We start from the raw sequence: 17,878 nt of genomic DNA, 5'->3' as shown, positions 1-17,878 counted from the left end.
CTGACAGGGCGCTCAGACTGACAAAGTGTTTAGACTGACAAAAGTTAAATTGGCGCCTTAATTAAGATTGTTGTCCTAATCAAGGTTATCATCCTTAATCAAGATTGTCATCCTGAGCTTGTGGAAGGAAAGTTAGAGGAATGTTTTGGCTGGGTCTTCGACAGGCTCAGACTGACAAATGGCTCAGACTGACAGAGGGTTTAGACTGAGAAAAGTTAAATTGGCACCTTAATTAAGATTGTTGTCCTAATCAAAGTTGTCATCCTTAATCAAGATTGTCATCCTGAGCTTGTCGAAGGAAAGTTAGAGGAATATTTGGCTAGGTCTTCGACAGGCTCAGACTGACAAATGGCTGAGACTGACAAAGGGCTCAGATTGATAAAGAGGTTAGATTAACAAAAGTTAAATTGGCGCCTTAATTAAGATTGTTGTCCTAATCAAGGTTATCACCCTAATCAAGATTGTCATCCTGAGCTTGTCGAAGGAAAGTTAGAGGAATGTTTTGGCTGGGTCTTCGACAGGCTCAGACTGACAAATGGCTCAGACTGACAAAGGGTTTAGACTGAGAAAGAGGTTAGATTAACAAAAGTTAAATTGGCACCTTGATCAAGATTATCATCCTAATCAAGATTGTCATCCTGAGCTTGTCGAAGGAAAGTTAGAGGAATGTTTTGGCTGGGTCTTCGACAGGCTCAGACTGACAAATGGCTCAGACTGACAAAGGGTTTAGACTGAGAAAGAGGTTAGATTAACAAAAGTTAAATTGGCACCTTAATCAAGATTGTCACCTTGATCAAGATTGTCATCCTAATCAAGGTTGTCATCCTGAGCTTGTCGAAGGAAAGTTAGAGGAATGTTTTGGCTGGGTCTTCGACAGTCTCAGACTGACAAAGGGCTCAGACAGACAAATGGCTCAGACTGACAGAGGGTTTAGACTGACAAATGGCCTAGATTGATAAATTTTAATATAACAACAGATATAAACTAAGAAGATATAAATAATAAAAGATAAGAAATGAAATTATTAGAAGGAAAAACAGCTTTGGTAACTGGTGCTTCAAAAGGGATCGGTCGTAAGATTGCTGAAAAATTTGCAGCGCAAGGTGCTAATGTAGCTTTTACCTATCTTTCATCAGTAGAGAAAGGTGAGGCTTTAGAACAGGAGCTTCAAAGCTTCGGAACAAAAGTTAAAGGTTACCGTTCGGATGCCTCTAAATTTGATGAAGCAGAAAAGTTAATCAACGATATTGTAGCTGATTTTGGTACCATTGATATTGTTGTAAATAATGCAGGTATTACCAAAGATGGTTTACTGATGCGTATGAGCGAAGAGAACTGGGACGATGTCATCAATATTAACTTAAAATCGATCTTTAACGTAACTAAAGCAGCCTCTAAAGTAATGATGAAAGCGCGCAAAGGTGTTTTCATTAACATGAGTTCTGTAGTTGGTGTTCAGGGTAATGCTGGTCAGGCTAATTATGCTGCTTCTAAAGCAGGTATCATTGGCTTTACCAAATCGGTAGCTAAAGAACTGGGTTCAAGAAATATCCGTGCAAACGTTGTTGCTCCAGGCTTTATCCGTACTGAAATGACAGAGGTTTTAGATCCTAAAGTGGTTGAAGGATGGGAGAAAGATATTCCTTTGAAACGTGCTGGCGAAACGGAAGATATTGCAAATGTATGTGTTTTCTTAGCTTCTGATATGAGTGCCTATGTAACCGGGCAAACTTTATCGGTTTGCGGCGGCATGCTGTAGCGCTCCGCTTTCCTTAAAAAACTGAATAAATTTATAGGCGTAAAGTAGGGTTTCCTAAACTTTACGCCTTTTTGCTTATCCAAAAATTACAGATTGATAGATAAGTAAACTGGACTTTACCCTTAAATCCAAAGCCCCTTACCTGATCAGGTACTTTCCTTTTACCTCCATAATACCCGATAAGCTTTTTTCTTTTTCAAATGCAAGATATCCTGCCTGCAATGTTTTCCAGAAACTGGCTTGTTTAGGGAACTGGGCTGTATATTTCTTCAGATTACCATCTGTTAGTTTAAATGGGTAAATGTTTACCGGGATTTTTTCCTGACCAACATTCCTGGCTTCAACGGCTAAAATGTACACCTCTTTTATCTTTTCGTCTGTTAACGGAATACAGCCTACGGTTACGCAATTGCCATGGATGTAAATGTCGCTCCCTGGGCTTCTGTCTTTGCCTGTGCGGGCATAATCTACGCTATTGGGAAAGTTGATGCCTAATGACAAATGGAAATTACTGAGTGGATTAAAAGCGTTGATGTGATAAAAACCTTCCGGTGTTTGCCCGTCACCTTCGTAAAGCTTAGGGCCTATTGTTCCTGAATGGGCGCAGAAATCGTATGTCCTGAATAACTTATAAGCATTGCTTCCTTTATTTTTTAACCAAACTTCTAATTTTCCTTCTGTTTTGTAAGCGTTAATCAGCATATTAAATTCATCGCTGATTCCAGCTGCTTTCAAAAATTGTTTTAATGTACCCCATTTCTCTGTGTAGGCAATGTTAACCCGTTCGAATTTAATTTGTTGTGATTTAAAACTGTTTTGGGCACCGGACATAAGACTGAATAAAAGGAAGATCGTTAATAAAGATAGCTTCATGGGTTTTGGTTTGTTTAAAGGTAAGGCATATATAGGCCAGCTGCAACTCCTTTTTGAACCATTCAAAGATTCCTAAATGTTAAAAATACTCAAGTGCTCCGGCTATGCTACCTTTTCTACTTTATACTTTCTACTTTGTTCTCTTTTTGCCATCTTTATAAAGTATGAACAGCTTTTTTTCCGGTACTTCTTTTTTGTCTTTTCTGGGTTGCATGGCTTTGGGTATTTTATATGCCTGGTTGCTGTATCGGGGTAATAAAAATTTAGATAAAAGGCTGCGTTATGGTTTAACTGCTTTAAGAATAATTGTGGTTGCACTGGTAGCCTGGCTGTTATTTGCGCCACTCATCAAAACGCTGAATTATACATTGGATAAACCTGTAATCATCATCGGCCAAGACAATTCCCTTTCTATTGGGCAAGTAAAAGGTGCGGGGTTTGATGAGCGTAGGTACGAAAAAGATCTGAATGCTCTACGGGATAGGCTGGCAGATAAATTTGAGGTGAAAACCTATCATTTTGGTGATCAGGTGGCTGAAGGATATGATTTTAAACACCAGGCCAAACTCAGTAATGCTTCGGCTTTTCTTCAGCAGGTGCAGGATGAGTATGCCAATAGGAATATCGGGGCAATTGTTTTGAGTACTGATGGTATTTTTAATAGTGGCGGGAATCCGGTTTACCGGATAAACCAGATCAATGCTCCGGTTTATACTATTGCCCTGGGCGATAGTATTCCGAAAAGGGATGTGTTGATTTCCAATATCAATTATAATAACATTGTTTACCTGGATGATGATTTTACTGTTGAGGTACAGGTGCAGGCCTTTCAAAGTGATGGTGCACAAACCGGAATTACTATAAGTCAGAATGGGACACGCCTTAATCAGCAGACTATATCCATTAAAGGAAATACTTTTAGTAAGCAGGTTCCCATAAAACTCCATGCCGGAAAGATCGGGATCCATAAGTATACAGTACAGCTGGGTACTTTAAACAATGAGATCACTACGCGCAATAATATGCAAACCTTTTATGTTGAAGTGATAGATGGCAGGCAGAAGGTATTGTTAGCTTCAGTTTCACCCCATCCGGATTTGGGCGTTTTGAAGGAAGCCATTTCCTTAAATAAACATTACGAACCCAAACTGGCCCTGGCTGATGATCTTAATGGCATTGATCCCACGAAATTTGATTTGATTGTACTTTATCAGTTGCCTGATGGACAGAATATTGCTTCAGGTTTGCTACAGAAAGTAAAGGCCGCTAAAAAGCCTGTGTGGTACATCCTTGGTGCACAGAGTAATGTTAATGCCTTTAATCAATTTCAAAATCAGGTTAATTTGAGTTCTGCTAATGGTTCTGTACAAGAGGTATATCCCGAGCTGGTAAATGGTTTTTCTAGCTTTAACCTTACGGAGGCGGATAAAAAACAGTTTCTTGCTTATGATCCCTTACTAGGCCCTTTTGGAAGATTAACCGTTAACACGGGGGCAACTACAGTTTTTAATCAGCGTATAGGTAAGGTAAGTACACAGCAACCGCTCTTGTTTTTTACTTCGGAGGCTGAACAGAAATCGGCCTATTTAATGGGCGAGGGGCTATGGAGGTGGAGGCTCTCTGAAGCTGAAAGCGAAACAGAGCAGTCGGTACTTTTTGATTTGATCTCAAAAACGGTTCAGTACCTTTCTGTAAAAGAGGATAAAAGAAGGTTTAAGGTATTTACTTCCAAGCCTGCCTATGATGAAAATGAACCCGTACAGTTTAATGGAACAGTATATAATGAATCTTATGAGCCGGTAAATGAACCAGAGCTGAGCTTACAGGTTAAGAATGAAGCCGGAAAAGTTTTTAATTATGTCTTTTCAAAAACAGAGAAAGGTTATCAGTTAGATGCTGGTGCAATGGCTGCAGGGAATTACAGCTATGTTGCCAACACTACGTTAGGGGGGAAGAAATTTACAGCCAGTGGTAGTTTTTATGTGAATGCCTTGATTGCAGAGTTTCAACAAACAACTGCAAATCACCAGCTTTTAAATACAGTTGCCAGGCAGAGTGGGGGTAAACTTTTTATGCCACAGGATTTGTTGAAAATAGTGGAGGAGATTGGCAAGAATGAGAATATTAAAACAATAAGCTATGAAGACCGAAAGTATGATGAGCTCATTAACTTAAAGTGGTTGTTTGGACTGATATTGGTGCTGTTGAGTGTTGAGTGGTTTTTAAGGAAACGGAACGGTGAGTTGTAGTTAGTAGCAAGTTTTAAGTAGCTAGTAGGTAGTATCAAGTAGGTAGTATCAAGTAGCAAGTAGAGAGATTAGCTGGTGGTCTTTCAACTCAATTCTGTGCTCTTTGCTCCTTGTTCTTTGTTCCTTGCTCTTTTTTCCTACATCAGGCCTAATCTCTTTAATGCCATTCATCACGGTATACAAACTTAGGCATTTGCCATTCGTACCTGATGGAGAGGAGCCTGAGGGCAAGTCCAACAATTGCGGCCAGTACAGTAGCCAGCATTTCGCTGCCATGGAAATGCTCTACACCGATGTATACTGCTCCGGTTACGATAGCGGCACTGGCGTAGATTTCTTTTCTGAATAGCAGGGGAATTTCATTGCACAGTACATCACGGAGTACACCTCCGGCGCAACCGGTAATCATTCCGCTAAAGAGAACAATTAGGTAGGGAAGATGGATTTGTTGAGCTACCTGGCATCCGATAATGGTAAACACTACTAGTCCAAGTGCATCGAGGTATAAAAAAAGCTTCTTTAATTTGGTCATTACCGAAGCGATAAAAGCGGCAAGAAGTGCGGCAGCCGCTGTGATAATTAAATATTCGGGATGTTCCACCCAGCTCATGGGGTAGTGGCCAAACAAAACATTTCTAACGGTTCCTCCTCCTAAGGCGGTAACCCAGGCGATGATACAAACACCCACCCAATCCATATCTCTTCTGCCTGCAGAAAGTGCGGCGGTCATGGCTTCGGCGGTAATGGCGATGATGTAGAGAATGTGGAGCATCGAGAAGGTTGAAGTTGGTTAATTGGTGAGTTATTTAATTGGGTAACCGTTTAATTGTTTAACTGAGCACAATGCAACTGCAAACTCAATACGCTCAACTGCCAACTGAAAACTGCCAACTGAAAACTGTTCTAGTCTTTCTTCTCTTCTTTGATGATTACAAAAACATCTTCATTATCTTTCTTCATGAAGTATTTTTCACGGGCAAACTTTTCGGCAGTATTGAGGTTGGTATTGAGTTCGTTGAGGTCTTTTTTAATCTGGAAGGTTTCCTTCTCGAAATATTCTTTTTCTTCCTGTAATTTATTGGCCTGACTGCGGTATTCGTATTGGGAGATCATATCGTTTTTATCAAAAAACAACATCCATAACGCAAAAGCAACCGTTGCAAGAAAGTATTTATTCCGGAAAAGATCAATGAGTCGTTTCATCTGGTTGTCTTTAAAAATCGTCTTTATCATCTACATCAATACGTTTAAGGCCAGGTTTTAGTCTTTCTTAATAGGCTAGTGCCTGCAAACTGGTGTAAATGTAAACAAAAACATCCGAAGATTTAAAATCTCCGGATGCTGTGCAAATAAGTTTTTCAACTTGTTAACAATTGACCAATTGCCAGTGGATTAAACCAGGGGAAATTGTATTATTTTTTAGCGTATTTGAAGTTTTTGCCGATGAAACGTGCGTTTTCACCCAATTCTTCTTCAATGCGTAATAATTGGTTGTATTTTGCAATCCTGTCTGAACGGGAAGCTGAACCGGTTTTGATTTGACCACAGTTTAAGGCAACTGCTAAATCAGCGATGGTTACATCTTCAGTTTCTCCAGAACGGTGACTCATTACTGAGGTATAACCACTGTTCTGAGCTAAAGTTACTGCATTAATGGTTTCAGTTAAAGAACCAATTTGGTTAACTTTTACTAAAATAGAGTTCGCTGTATCTTCATCAATACCACGTTGTAAACGGGTAACGTTAGTTACGAATAAATCGTCGCCAACTAATTGTACACGGTCACCAACTTTATCTGTTAAAGTTTTCCATCCTGCCCAGTCATTTTCATCCATACCATCTTCGATTGAGATAATCGGATATTTAGCAGAAAGATCAGCTAAATATTGTGCCTGCTCTTCGCTTGTGCGAATTGCACCTTTATCGCCCTCAAATTTAGTATAGTCATATTTACCATCTTTGTAGAACTCAGAAGAAGCACAGTCTAAAGCTAAGCAAATTTGAGAACCTGGTTTGTAACCAGCTGTTTCAATTGCTTTTAAAACGGTTTCAATTGCATCTTCAGTACCATCGAAAGTTGGTGCGAAACCACCTTCGTCTCCTACTGCAGTTGATAAACCTCTATCGTGAAGGATTTTTTTCAAGCTGTGGAATACTTCAGTTCCCCAACGTAAAGCCTCAGAGAAAGAAGGTGCGCCAACTGGCATAATCATAAATTCCTGGAATGCAATAGGTGCATCTGAGTGAGAACCACCATTGATGATGTTCATCATCGGGATTGGTAAAGTATTGGCGTTAACACCACCAATGTAACGGTATAATGGTTGGCCAATCTCATCAGCAGCAGCTTTTGCTACAGCTAAAGAAACACCTAAAATAGCATTGGCACCTAAATTACCTTTGTTTTCAGAGCCATCAAGGTCTAACATAATTTTATCGATAGCGTTTTGCTCGAAAACATCAACACCTCTTAATGCAGTTGCAATTTTAGTGTTTACATTTTCAACAGCTTTTAAAACACCTTTACCTAAATATGTAGATTTATCCCCATCACGTAATTCAACAGCTTCATATTGCCCGGTAGAAGCACCACTTGGTACAGCTGCACGGCCAAAAGCGCCGTTTTCGGTTACAACTTCTACTTCTACTGTTGGATTTCCTCTTGAATCGAGGATTTGTCTCGCATGGACATTAACGATTATGCTCATTTTTATTTGATTTTTTAATATTTTTTTAACCTGCTTAGTGTAAAAAGTACAATTACTAAGCCTAACATCAAAGTTAGTATATTTTTTAAATAAATAAAGTGTTTTTGAATAGTAGTTACTACTTAGTAGTCAGTAGGTAGTATATCGTATAGAGATTCGATCATTCTTAAGTTTGGTACCTGTAATTTAACAATTAATTGTTGAGAAATTGATAAAATCCTGCAAATTCACGATGCCAAAACCATTCTTTATGTCTTCCATCAGCTACTTCGGAAAGAACTACCTGCTTATTGTTGCCAGTAGAGGTAATTAGGGTGTGCATCCGTTTTACATCATTGATCATTATCTCACCTTCTTTTCCTCCTATAACCAGGTAAATTTTCTGGTCGCCAAGTTTAGGGAGATTTTCTTCAACATAATAAAAGATTGAAGGCGCATACCAGAATGATGGACTGAAGATTCCAGCCGAGCCGAATATCTCAGGGTAAGTGGCCAAAATGTACATGGAAATTAAGCCTCCCATAGAGCCTCCCGCAATTGCGGTATTTTTTGCATCGGGTAAAGTTCTGTAATTGCTGTCGACAAAGGGTTTTAAAGTTTTAACAATAAAGTCGGCATAAGCATTACCTTCTCCTTTACCCTGGTCTCCATCAAAAGGACTATACTCATTAAACCTGTTCTTCTCCGCATGGTCTATCCCTATGATAATCATTTCCTTTAAGCCGGAGCGAATCAGCTCATCGGTAACTGAATCTACAGCCCATTCATCATTTCTGGGCGGCTGGGTATGGAAAAGATGCTGCCCGTCATGCATATAAATTACCGGATATCTTTTCTCAGATTTGTGATAGCCTTTAGGAAGGTAAAGCTGGATTTTTCGGTATCTTTCCAGTTGGGGGATATAAAAAGCATCCGACAGGAGGTGGACATGATCGCCGTATTGTGGTTTTTCTGGCATGGGATATATAGTTCAAGCGTACTGACTGAGCAACAGTCAAAGCTAAGGTTATGTTTGTAAACTTAGCCATCATCGGTTAAATACTGCTTATTGAAGCAGGTTTTCTATGTTTTAACATATTAAAGCTAGATTAATTCGCGTTTTAGTTTAATTTTGTGTTCCCCATTGATCATATCTATAACAGATTTTATTACGCACCTTATGTTCTTCAAATCTCTTTTTAAAAAGTGTTGTTACATTTTTGTTTTTGTGATGCTACTTTTGGCTTTTCAGCGAGTTGCTGCTCAGCAGCATGAGCCGCTTAAAGCTAAGATAGACAGCAATGAACTGGATGAAAGCCAGGTGCCTGTTCTGGTCAATAAAATTGAAAGTTACAACTTTGCGATAGACCGTAACAGATTCCTGCTACAGCGGAGTTACGATATAAGCGCTATTGAACTGGCGTTGCCCGGCCTGGAAAAAAAGGTAAAGGGCTTTAAAAGCAGATTTGAAAAAAACAGCTCCAAAATGAATTTAAGGAGTTTAAATAGTTCTGTTATCTTACTCGCTGAAGTATCTGAGAATCTATCCGATTATAAAACTACTTTATCAGGTTATGCCGAAGAGTTGAGTAAGAGTAATGCTGATTTGAAAAAAATCCTGAAGGACCAAAGTTTGCAGGTAGAGGTAGAGGATTCGACATTGAAAACCCAGCTTCGGGATATATTGCTGGAAGGAAAAAAGTTAGCGACAGAACAGCTAAAAACCCTTACCAGGATTAATTTATTAAACAGCAGGATTTCTGTAGCTTTTTTACAGACCAAAAATCTCGCTTCTGATATGCAATACCTTTCCATTTCGAAGAAAATTAACATGTGGTCAAGAGAAGAGGCTCCATTGCTTAAAGCGAGGCCTGCTGAATATGAGGATTCTTTCTTTAAGATTGTTGGTAATGCGTTTCAAAGATCGGCCAGAATTATTAAAATTTATCTGTCCGGAAAGATATCTGTCGTGATGTTAAGTCTTTTCATATTCGGGGTTTTAACAGCCTGGATGATTTCGAATATGCGCAGGATTAAAAAGATGGATGATGCGGTTAGTATACTCCGTCAGGCTAAGTTTTTAAACAGGAGTGTGGTTGTTGCTTCGCTTTTTGCTTTTTTTACTTACGTTCCCTTTTTGTTCGGCAATCCAACGATGTCAATGTTGCACACCATTGAATTGCTTAGGCTTTTAACCCTGTGCTTTTTGCTTCCACCGTTTTTAACCCGGCATGCAAAGCTTTTGTGGTTTGGCCTGGTTGGTTTATGGATTTTTTATGCAGTGGATGATATTTTATTGGATTCTGCTTTCGGAGAGCGCTGGGCATTATTTATTGCGGGCATTTTGCTGCTGGTGCTTTGTGTTAAGGTTTTTCGAGGCAAGCTGCATTTGTTCAAAGACCTTGAGCCATCTTCAGGAACAAAGACATTAGCAGTTTTCACAGGTATACTGGTCATTCTTTCTCTGATATTTAATTTAACCGGACGTTTATCGCTGGCGAAAATCTTTGGTGTGAGTGGGGTGCAGTGTTTGATGCTTGGTATTACTCTGAAAGTTTTTTGCAACATTGTACTAGAGGCCATTTATATCCAGACCGAAGCCTATCAATCGAGCCGTTTCTCTGATTTTATCAATTATAAATCACTTCAGCACCGCTTGCAGCGTTATTTGTGGGTATTGGCATCACTTGTCTTCTTTATATCTTTTGTAAGGAGTATGACACTTTATGATTTACTAACCACTACCACAGCCAATTTCTTTTATGAAACCAGAAGTATCGGGAGTTATAAATTTACTTTTGCCAGTATTGCCATCTTTATTTGTATCATCTGGCTTTCTTCTATTATTTCAAGCTTTATCAGCTTTTTCTTCGGGCATGAGCAGGCCGTAACCGGTGGAAAACGTACAGGCCTTAATTCAATGATGTTGCTGATCAGGCTGGCTATTTGGACGGTGGGTTTTTTAATTGCGGTGGCTGCTGCCGGAATTCCGATAGATAAACTTTCTATAATGCTGGGTGCATTGGGGGTAGGTATCGGATTTGGTTTGCAAAATATTGTGAATAACCTGGTTTCGGGGGTAATTATTGCATTTGAACGCCCGATACAGATTGGAGATCAGATCGAGATTGGAACTAAATCTGGCGTGGTTAAGGAAATTGGGGTAAGGTCCAGTAAAATCCATAGTGCAGAAGGATCAGATATTATCGTTCCTAACGGTGATTTATTGTCGCAGCATTTGATTAACTGGACGATGCAAAATAGAAGTAAGCGGGTAGAGTTTACAGTTGGGGTGCCCTATAGCGCCGATGTAGAATCTGTAAGGCAACTTATTGCTGATACGCTTGCTCAAAATGAGAAAGTATTGAAACTACCTAAGCCGTTAATCATCCTTCAGGATTTTGGTGAATATGCCGTTGGTGTGCGTACGCTTATCTGGGTGGCCGATTTATCGGTTGCCGGCGAAGTACGTACTGAAGCCATGATTGATGTTAAAAAGGCACTTGCCGAAGCCGGAATCGGGCTGCAGATTAGACCATTAAGCTAGCTATTTAAGCGCATCAAGTACATTAAATAACTTTTTATTGATGCCGCTACCGCTATAATTATTTACGTTTATTACGATCACATATTTATTTCCGGCAGCATCGGTATGGTAACCAGCAAATGCGGATACATCATTGATGGTTCCGCTTTTGATTTTCATGCCATTGTATTCCGGAAGTGCTTTATAAAAATCAGGAAACCAGGTTTCTTTTTGAATCTGGTAAAGTACTGTGGCCATGGCATGCGTTGTAACCCTGTCGCCGGGTGAAAGGCCGCTTCCGTCAATGATGTTCATTGCCGATTTATCTATTCCCTTTGCTGCCCAAAAGTTAATTTCTGTTTCGGCACCTTTGGCTGTTGTGGCAGCTTTGCCTGATTTTAGCGCTATGGTTTTTAAAAGACTTTCGCCATACAGGTTGACACTTTTCTTTAGGAACCAGTAGGCAATTTCGCTTAGGCTGGGAGAGGTAATGGTATTTATCTTTTGGGTAAGTGATGGAATGGCCTGATTGTTAAGTGTCAAAAGCCTTGCGGTGGTGGCGGGTTGGGTAGTGTTTATTCCTAATCTTTTTAAGGTATCCTGAAGCCTGTAGGCACAATCTAAAGCTGGATCGGGAAGTGCTACGGAGATTCCAGATTTACTGATGCCCATGCCCCAGCTGCCACGAAGGTAAGCCACACTGCTATATGGTGGAAGAAAAGCATAAGAACGATCTCCGGTTCCGGATGCCCCGGTTTTAAGTTCATTTACAATCTGGATATAAGGCGTTTCGGGAACAGTTTTGATTACACGTGCTGCATCGGAAGTACTCCCGCCGGGTTTTAGATGAATATCGAATTGATTTTCTCTCCAGGCCAGGCCTGAAGTTCCTGCTCCGTAATAATTGCCTATATCTTGCCAAACCCAACCTTCCGGGGTAGTTTGCGTACCGAAAATTCGGTCGTCGCCAATTACAGCACCTTCAACTTTTTTAATCCCTGCCAATCGGATCGCTTCTACCCATTTATTTAACACGGTATTTTCTTTATTTTGATATCGCCAGGAGGCTAAAGTAGGGTCTCCACTACCTATTACGATTAAGTTGCCTTTTAATGTTCCGTCTGGGGTAATGTTACCGGAATAAGCTAATGTAGTCTGGAATTGAAAATCTTTCCCTAAAAGGCTAAATGCAGTTGCCGCAGTAATGGTTTTTAATGTAGATGCAGTGGCTAAACCGATCTGCTCATTTTTGGCGTAAAGCACTTTTCCTGTATTGGCATCTAATACAATTAGCGAGGCCATAGCATGCCTGGTTTGCTCGTCATTTAAAAAGTTGTTAAAAGCCTTTTCTATGTTTTGGATTTTGGTTTGAGCAAAAGTGGTGGTTGAGCAGCAGAAAAACAGGGTTATGATGAGTAATTTAAAGGCTTTCATTTTAATGGTTTAGTACAGGAAACTCGTATAATTGGATTTATTTACAACGTGTGTTTCATTGGTTTTGTATGCATCCAAAAATGTGGATGGGAATTTAACCTTCTTGATTTCATTCCATTTGATTTCAAATGCAGTGCTAAATTATATGTAATTTCGGTATTGTAATCACTTTTTTATATACAATTTAGTGGTTATAATCTCTTATTTTATACAGTAGCTGCATAATTTGTGTTATTTGTAAGCAAACTAGGTGATTAATACTCTTTTATTGAATAATTACACATCAATTGTTTATTGTGCTAAATATTTAAGGGATTATGAAAGGCTATTTAAAAACGGCTTTCAGCTCTTTTAAAATCCAGAATCAAGATCGGTTTACTTTTTCAAGCCTTATACCATTTACTTTAAATCAGGTAAAAAAAAAGCCTGTGAATGATGTATTATCCACAGGCTTTTTAAACTGAAGGTTTATTTTTAAACCAATTCTTTTTCTAAAAGATACTCCGCAATTTGAACAGCGTTGGTAGCTGCACCTTTGCGTAAGTTGTCGGCAACAATCCAAAGGTTTAAAGCTTTAGGAGCTGATTCATCTCTACGAATGCGGCCCACAAATACTTCATCTCTTTCGTGTGCATCTTTAGGCATCGGATATTTTAAGTTGGCTACATCGTCAACAACGATAATACCAGGTGCTTTTTCTAAAATACTGCGTACTTCAGCTAAATCGAAGTCGTTTTCAAACTCAATGTTTACTGATTCAGAATGGCCACCCATTACCGGAATACGAACTGTAGTAGCTGTAACCCTGATGCTGTCATCGCTCATGATCTTATTGGTTTCTTTAACCATTTTCATTTCTTCTTTAGTATATCCGTTTTCTGTGAAAACATCAATGTGAGGAAGAACATTCAGATCAATTTCGTAGGGATACGCTTTTGGCCCATCAACACCTTTACGTTCGTTCATTAACTGCTCAACAGCTTTTACGCCAGTTCCCGTTACTGATTGATAGGTTGAAACCACAACACGTTTGATTTTATATTTATCGTGCAAAGGTTTTAGAACAACTACCATTTGAATGGTTGAACAGTTTGGGTTGGCAATGATTTTGTTATCGATAGAAAGCTCGTGCGCATTTACTTCCGGTACGATCAATTTAATTGCCGGATCCATTCTCCAGGCAGAAGAGTTATCAATAACTGTAGTTCCTGCTTCCTTAAAACGTGGAGCATGCTCCAATGAAGTGTTACCACCAGCCGAGAATAACGCGATATCCGGTTTCATGCTGATTGCAGTATCCATGCTAACGATTGGGAACTTCTTACCCTTAAAAGTAATTTCCTTACCAACGCTCTTTTCTGATGCTACGGGAATCAACTCTGTTAAAGGGAAATTTCTTTCCTCCAATACTTTTAACATTACAGTGCCCACCAATCCGGTTGCACCTACAACTGCTACTTTCATTTTTAAATTTTAATTATTACTTTGGTTATACATTTTGATATAAGTCCAAATATGCAGAAAATTTTGCTTATATCCCTATTGTTACTTTCTAAACTTGCATTTAATCTGATAAAATTTATCTTAAATGATAATTATCGGAATCAAATTGGTTTACATCACATTCCCAAAATCACAGCCTCAAATCATAGTCGGCTCGTTGTCAGTTCGTTTGCAGGTCATTATCGAGTCGTAGAGAAGGGCGATGTTTTGATTTCTGAGGTACTTTTTAACCCCAAAAGCGGCGGAGTTGATTTTGTAGAGATTTATAATCACTCGGGACATGAGATTGACTTAAAGGAACTTCAACTGGGTAACCTTAACGCTGCAGGTTTTGCGGCGAGCATCAAAAATATCTCTTCTGCCAGACATCTCATAGCGCCAGGAAGTTATTGGGTAATCAGTACCAGTTCGGAAAACATCAGGCAGAACTATGAGGTTAAGTATCCTAATCAACTTATCCAGTTAAGTTCTTTGCCAGCTTATGGTAATGAAAAAGGAAATGTAGTTTTATTGAGTGGTGGCCAAATTATAGATCAATTGAATTATACTTCTAAAATCCACCACCCTTTACTTAGGAATGAAGACGGAATTTCGATAGAAAGGGTTTCGTTTGATGTGGATGCTAATGCCCAGGGTAATTTTAAGTCGGCAGCAGCAAATATTGGTTTTGCAACACCTACTTATAAGAACTCTCAGATGCTTGTTTCAAATGAAAATTCTGTAAAGCTGAGCTCCAAAACATTTTCGCCAGATGGAGATGGTTATGAAGATCTTCTTTTGGTTAATTATCAGTTGGATAATCATGCAAAGCTGGCTAACATCAATATTTATTCAGATCAGGGTAAATTGGTACGGAAACTCTGCCAGAATCAAACCATTGCAACTGAAGGTCTATTTACCTGGGACGGCCTGAATGACAGGGGAGAAGTGTCGGCGGTTGGAATCTATGTTGTTGTTTTTGAGTGTTTTGATTTGAGCGGTCAAGTGAAAAAGTTCAAAAACACCTGTGTGTTAGCAATGAAATTGAATGATTAGTAGCCTTAAAATCTATTTGTTGCGTCTTTAATATTATTAACTTATGGTCTATTGTATAGAACCTGTCCTTTAGGTTAGTACAAATCTAAAGGACAGGCACCTAACTTAATAATATGTTAGCATCTCGCTACAACCTGACAAAATCAATCCGATGCTTATATCAAATTTGCCTTGATATATCCGGCACTTGTGGTAATTGAACCAATCGGGTCAGGTTTGTAATTGGTTTCGTGTTCTACGAAAAAGTGTTTTAAGCCTGATTGTTTCGCTTCAGCGAAGATGGATTTGAAATCGATAGAGCCTGTGCCAATTTCTGCGTTAAGTGCAGGATTGGCTTTGTCCATATCTTTAACATGCCACATTGGGAAACGCCCAGGGTAGGTTTTAAAAAGTCTCATGGGCTCATTGCCTGAGCGTACCACCCAATATAAATCCATTTCGAAGTTTACCAGATTTTTATCTGTTTCTTGTAGATAAACGTCGTAACCTGTAGTGTTTCCTAATTTTTTGAATTCAAAATCGTGGTTGTGGTAGGCAAATTTTAAGCCGGCTGATTTGGCAATGGTAGCTACCTGATTAAAATCGTTGGCTACTTTTTTAAATCCATCTATTCCTTTGTTCATATCAACATGTGCACCTGCAATGGTGAAATACTCACCGCCCAAAATAGCACAAGCCTCCATATCGGCCTTTAAAGCATCGGTTTTACCTGTTTTAGAAAATTGGTCCATACCATAATGCCCGCTTGGTGCTTTTAAACCATTGGCTTTTAGAAGATTTTTAAACTCGGCTATAGTTAGCCCAAAGAATTTACCATCCCCATAACCATAGGTTTCTACTTCCTTATATCCGGCTGCAGCTACTTTTTCGATTACCCCTTTCACATCTTTAGGAAGTTCATCCCGTAAGGAATAAAGTTGTAAACCAATTTGTTTGTTGCCTTTGGCAAAAGCGAAAGAAGGCGCAACTACAGTTGCTGCAGCCAAAAGACCGGCCTGTTGCAGGAAAGTTCTTCTTGAATTCATTTTTTGAGGACTAGATTAGATTTTTTTGAATATAAGCACAGCTTGCAGCTACTGATTCTAAAGGATTGGGCTTATAGTTAGTTTCGTGCTCCACAAAGAAATGTTTCATTCCGGAAAGCTTTGCATCTGCAAAGATAGGTTTGAAGTCAATTGCTCCGGTGCCCACTTCGGCGTTCAGTGCGGGATCTTTTTTGTCCATATCTTTAACATGCCACATGGTAAAACGTCCGGGATTTTCTGTAAATAATTTAATTGGATCATTTCCTGAACGAACCACCCAGTAAAGATCCAGTTCAAAATCTACCAGGTTCTTATCAGTATTCTTTAGCAGAATTTCATAACCGGTTGTATCACCTTGTTTATCAAACTCGAAATTATGGTTATGATAGGCGATTCTGATTCCTGCTTCCTTGCATAGCTTTCCTGCTTCATTGATTTTTAAAGCAATTTTTTTGTAGTCATCTGCCGTTTTTCTGATGCTTTCATCCAACCACGGAATTGTTATATACTCACTTCCCAGTACCTTAGCTGCAGCAATTGCGGCCTTAAGTTCATCGGTATTTCCATCGGTTAAGAAAGTTCCCAAGCCAAAATGACCACTAGGAGAGGTTAAACCATTGTCATCAAGCAGTTTTTTAAATTCTTCCGGCTTTAGGCCCCAAAATTGGTCTTTGATCGAAAACCCATAGGTTTCCACTTCTTTGAAACCAGCTTTGGCCACTTTTTCAATTGTTCCTTTTAAATCTTTGGGAAGTTCATCTCTCAAAGAGTATAACTGTAAACCAATTGCTTTTTTATCGTTAGACATGCATGCAAATGATGGAACTAAAAGTGCGGCTGCTGCAGCCATACTGCTGTTTATTATAAAACTTCTTCTTGATAACATATGGGTATTATTAAATATCACAAATTGAAATTGCCTTTTTCAAAGAGGCTAATTTGTCTTCGTTTTTAGGTATAAATTCTTGGGCAACAAAGCCTTTAAAACCGGTTTCGGCAATGGCTTTCATGATAGCAGGGTAGTAAAGTTCCTGGGTATCATCAATCTCGTTTCTGCCTGGTACGCCGGCGGTGTGGTAGTGTGCAATGTATTGATGGTTGTCTCTGATGGTTCTGATCACATCTCCTTCATCAATCTGCATGTGATAAATATCATAAAGCAATTTGAAGTTTTCAGAGCCCAAACGTTTACACAATTCAACACCCCATGCGGTAGTATCGCACTGATAATCTTTATGGTTGATTTTACTGTTCAATAGTTCCATCACCAATACTACATTGTGTTTTTCGGCAAGGGGCATGAGTTGTTTCAATCCCTTTACGCAATTGTTCCAACCAGTTTCATTGTCTTTTCCTCTGCGGTTTCCACTAAAGCAGATTAGATTTTTGTAACCCGCCGCGGCAACTAACGGAATCATTTCAGTGTAGTTCCTAATCAGTTTTTCATGGAATTTCTCATCGTTAAAGCCATCAACGAGGTTGATTTCTGCACCATTGCACATGGTAGATTCAATGCCATGTTTCTTTAGCGTAGGCCAGTCTTTAGGGCCAACCAAATCAATCCCTTTGATGCCGATTTTCTTTGCTTCAACACAGAGGGTTTCTACATCTAAACCACTGAAACACCAGCGGCAAACCGAGTGGTTAATGTTTCCTTTGAGTTTTAGTGGCTGTTCTGATTCGGGGGTATTCATGGCGAGGGCAGAAAGATTTGCAGAAACCCCAAGTGCTGCGGTTCCTGCAATGATATTTTTTAAAGCTTTTCTTCTATTTAGGTTTGAAGACAT

14 protein-coding genes are annotated in these 17,878 nt (G+C 39.3%); 4 read left to right on the top strand and 10 right to left on the bottom strand.

What is annotated here, in order from left to right; genetic code table 11:
• Positions 1–1,015 precede the first annotated feature (1,015 nt).
• Positions 1,016–1,759: a 3-oxoacyl-[acyl-carrier-protein] reductase gene (fabG, locus tag ACQY77_RS07685; RefSeq protein WP_421938564.1), complete on the top strand. Its 744-nt coding sequence runs from the start codon at positions 1,016–1,018 to the stop codon at positions 1,757–1,759.
• A 138-nt stretch (positions 1,760–1,897) separates the two neighbouring features.
• Here fabG and ACQY77_RS07680 read toward each other — a convergent pair whose 3' ends face one another.
• Complete coding sequence (locus tag ACQY77_RS07680) at positions 1,898–2,632, bottom strand: L,D-transpeptidase family protein (RefSeq protein WP_421938565.1); 735 nt, start codon at positions 2,630–2,632, stop codon at positions 1,898–1,900.
• A gap of 164 nt (positions 2,633–2,796) precedes the next feature.
• On the opposite strand from ACQY77_RS07680, the gene ACQY77_RS07675 reads away from it, so the two are divergent.
• Positions 2,797–4,881 (top strand): hypothetical protein, encoded by a 2,085-nt coding sequence (locus ACQY77_RS07675; RefSeq protein WP_421938566.1) that lies wholly within the window; start codon positions 2,797–2,799, stop codon positions 4,879–4,881.
• A gap of 157 nt (positions 4,882–5,038) precedes the next feature.
• Here the strand turns inward: ACQY77_RS07675 and ACQY77_RS07670 are convergent, their stop codons facing one another.
• The 4 genes from ACQY77_RS07670 to ACQY77_RS07655 all read right to left on the bottom strand — a co-directional run bounded on the left by ACQY77_RS07670 (position 5,039) and on the right by ACQY77_RS07655 (position 8,547).
• Positions 5,039–5,653, bottom strand: a complete 615-nt coding sequence (locus ACQY77_RS07670) for a trimeric intracellular cation channel family protein (protein WP_421938567.1) — start codon at positions 5,651–5,653, stop codon at positions 5,039–5,041.
• Positions 5,654–5,784: 131 nt separating this feature from the next.
• On the bottom strand, positions 5,785–6,084 hold the full coding sequence (locus ACQY77_RS07665) for an FtsB family cell division protein (RefSeq protein WP_090883339.1): 300 nt from the start codon (positions 6,082–6,084) through the stop codon (positions 5,785–5,787).
• 209 nt (positions 6,085–6,293) lie between these two features.
• Positions 6,294–7,589 carry a phosphopyruvate hydratase gene (eno, locus tag ACQY77_RS07660; RefSeq protein ID WP_421938568.1) on the bottom strand — a complete coding sequence of 432 codons (1,296 nt, stop codon included), beginning with the start codon at positions 7,587–7,589 and terminating at the stop codon, positions 6,294–6,296.
• Between the two features lie 193 nt (positions 7,590–7,782).
• Positions 7,783–8,547, bottom strand: coding sequence for an alpha/beta hydrolase (locus ACQY77_RS07655; protein WP_421938569.1), 765 nt, complete (start codon positions 8,545–8,547; stop codon positions 7,783–7,785).
• A gap of 252 nt (positions 8,548–8,799) precedes the next feature.
• On the opposite strand from ACQY77_RS07655, the gene ACQY77_RS07650 reads away from it, so the two are divergent.
• Positions 8,800–11,115, top strand: coding sequence for a mechanosensitive ion channel domain-containing protein (locus tag ACQY77_RS07650; RefSeq protein ID WP_428430143.1), 2,316 nt, complete (start codon positions 8,800–8,802; stop codon positions 11,113–11,115).
• Here ACQY77_RS07650 and dacB read toward each other — a convergent pair whose 3' ends face one another.
• Both dacB and ACQY77_RS07640 read right to left on the bottom strand, forming a co-directional pair.
• On the bottom strand, positions 11,116–12,528 hold the full coding sequence (gene dacB, locus ACQY77_RS07645; RefSeq protein ID WP_421938571.1) for a D-alanyl-D-alanine carboxypeptidase/D-alanyl-D-alanine endopeptidase: 1,413 nt from the start codon (positions 12,526–12,528) through the stop codon (positions 11,116–11,118).
• Between the two features lie 474 nt (positions 12,529–13,002).
• Complete coding sequence (locus ACQY77_RS07640) at positions 13,003–13,992, bottom strand: aspartate-semialdehyde dehydrogenase (RefSeq protein ID WP_421938572.1); 990 nt, start codon at positions 13,990–13,992, stop codon at positions 13,003–13,005.
• 51 nt (positions 13,993–14,043) lie between these two features.
• Here ACQY77_RS07640 and ACQY77_RS07635 point away from each other — a divergent pair, with 51 nt between their 5' ends.
• The gene (locus ACQY77_RS07635; RefSeq protein ID WP_421938573.1) at positions 14,044–15,066 is read left to right on the top strand and encodes a lamin tail domain-containing protein; all 1,023 of its coding nucleotides are present in this window, start codon (positions 14,044–14,046) and stop codon (positions 15,064–15,066) included.
• A 155-nt stretch (positions 15,067–15,221) separates the two neighbouring features.
• Here ACQY77_RS07635 and ACQY77_RS07630 read toward each other — a convergent pair whose 3' ends face one another.
• The 3 genes from ACQY77_RS07630 to ACQY77_RS07620 are packed head-to-tail and all read right to left on the bottom strand — an operon-like array spanning position 15,222 to position 17,878.
• On the bottom strand, positions 15,222–16,091 hold the full coding sequence (locus tag ACQY77_RS07630; RefSeq protein ID WP_421938574.1) for a sugar phosphate isomerase/epimerase family protein: 870 nt from the start codon (positions 16,089–16,091) through the stop codon (positions 15,222–15,224).
• 10 nt (positions 16,092–16,101) lie between these two features.
• The gene (locus tag ACQY77_RS07625; RefSeq protein ID WP_421938575.1) at positions 16,102–16,941 is read right to left on the bottom strand and encodes a sugar phosphate isomerase/epimerase family protein; all 840 of its coding nucleotides are present in this window, start codon (positions 16,939–16,941) and stop codon (positions 16,102–16,104) included.
• Positions 16,942–16,987: 46 nt separating this feature from the next.
• A complete protein-coding gene (locus ACQY77_RS07620; RefSeq protein WP_421938576.1) occupies positions 16,988–17,878 on the bottom strand; it encodes a hydroxypyruvate isomerase family protein in 891 nt (296 codons plus the stop codon).

Origin of the sequence: Pedobacter sp., assembly GCF_965279535.1 — a bacterium.
Taxonomy (GTDB): Bacteria; Bacteroidota; Bacteroidia; order Sphingobacteriales; family Sphingobacteriaceae; genus Pedobacter.
The sequence above is the reverse complement of the archived record's forward strand: the minus strand, read 5'-3'. Positions and strand labels throughout refer to the sequence as shown.

Coding starts and splice junctions, on each gene's coding strand:
- fabG (WP_421938564.1), top strand. CDS start 1,016: ATGAAATTATTAGAAGGAAAAACAGCTTTGGTAACTGGTGCTTCAAAA.
- ACQY77_RS07680 (WP_421938565.1), bottom strand. CDS start 2,632: ATGAAGCTATCTTTATTAACGATCTTCCTTTTATTCAGTCTTATGTCC.
- ACQY77_RS07675 (WP_421938566.1), top strand. CDS start 2,797: ATGAACAGCTTTTTTTCCGGTACTTCTTTTTTGTCTTTTCTGGGTTGC.
- ACQY77_RS07670 (WP_421938567.1), bottom strand. CDS start 5,653: ATGCTCCACATTCTCTACATCATCGCCATTACCGCCGAAGCCATGACC.
- ACQY77_RS07665 (WP_090883339.1), bottom strand. CDS start 6,084: ATGAAACGACTCATTGATCTTTTCCGGAATAAATACTTTCTTGCAACG.
- eno (WP_421938568.1), bottom strand. CDS start 7,589: ATGAGCATAATCGTTAATGTCCATGCGAGACAAATCCTCGATTCAAGA.
- ACQY77_RS07655 (WP_421938569.1), bottom strand. CDS start 8,547: ATGCCAGAAAAACCACAATACGGCGATCATGTCCACCTCCTGTCGGAT.
- ACQY77_RS07650 (WP_428430143.1), top strand. CDS start 8,800: ATGCTACTTTTGGCTTTTCAGCGAGTTGCTGCTCAGCAGCATGAGCCG.
- dacB (WP_421938571.1), bottom strand. CDS start 12,528: ATGAAAGCCTTTAAATTACTCATCATAACCCTGTTTTTCTGCTGCTCA.
- ACQY77_RS07640 (WP_421938572.1), bottom strand. CDS start 13,992: ATGAAAGTAGCAGTTGTAGGTGCAACCGGATTGGTGGGCACTGTAATG.
- ACQY77_RS07635 (WP_421938573.1), top strand. CDS start 14,044: ATGCAGAAAATTTTGCTTATATCCCTATTGTTACTTTCTAAACTTGCA.
- ACQY77_RS07630 (WP_421938574.1), bottom strand. CDS start 16,091: ATGAATTCAAGAAGAACTTTCCTGCAACAGGCCGGTCTTTTGGCTGCA.
- ACQY77_RS07625 (WP_421938575.1), bottom strand. CDS start 16,941: ATGGCTGCAGCAGCCGCACTTTTAGTTCCATCATTTGCATGCATGTCT.
- ACQY77_RS07620 (WP_421938576.1), bottom strand. CDS start 17,878: ATGTCTTCAAACCTAAATAGAAGAAAAGCTTTAAAAAATATCATTGCA.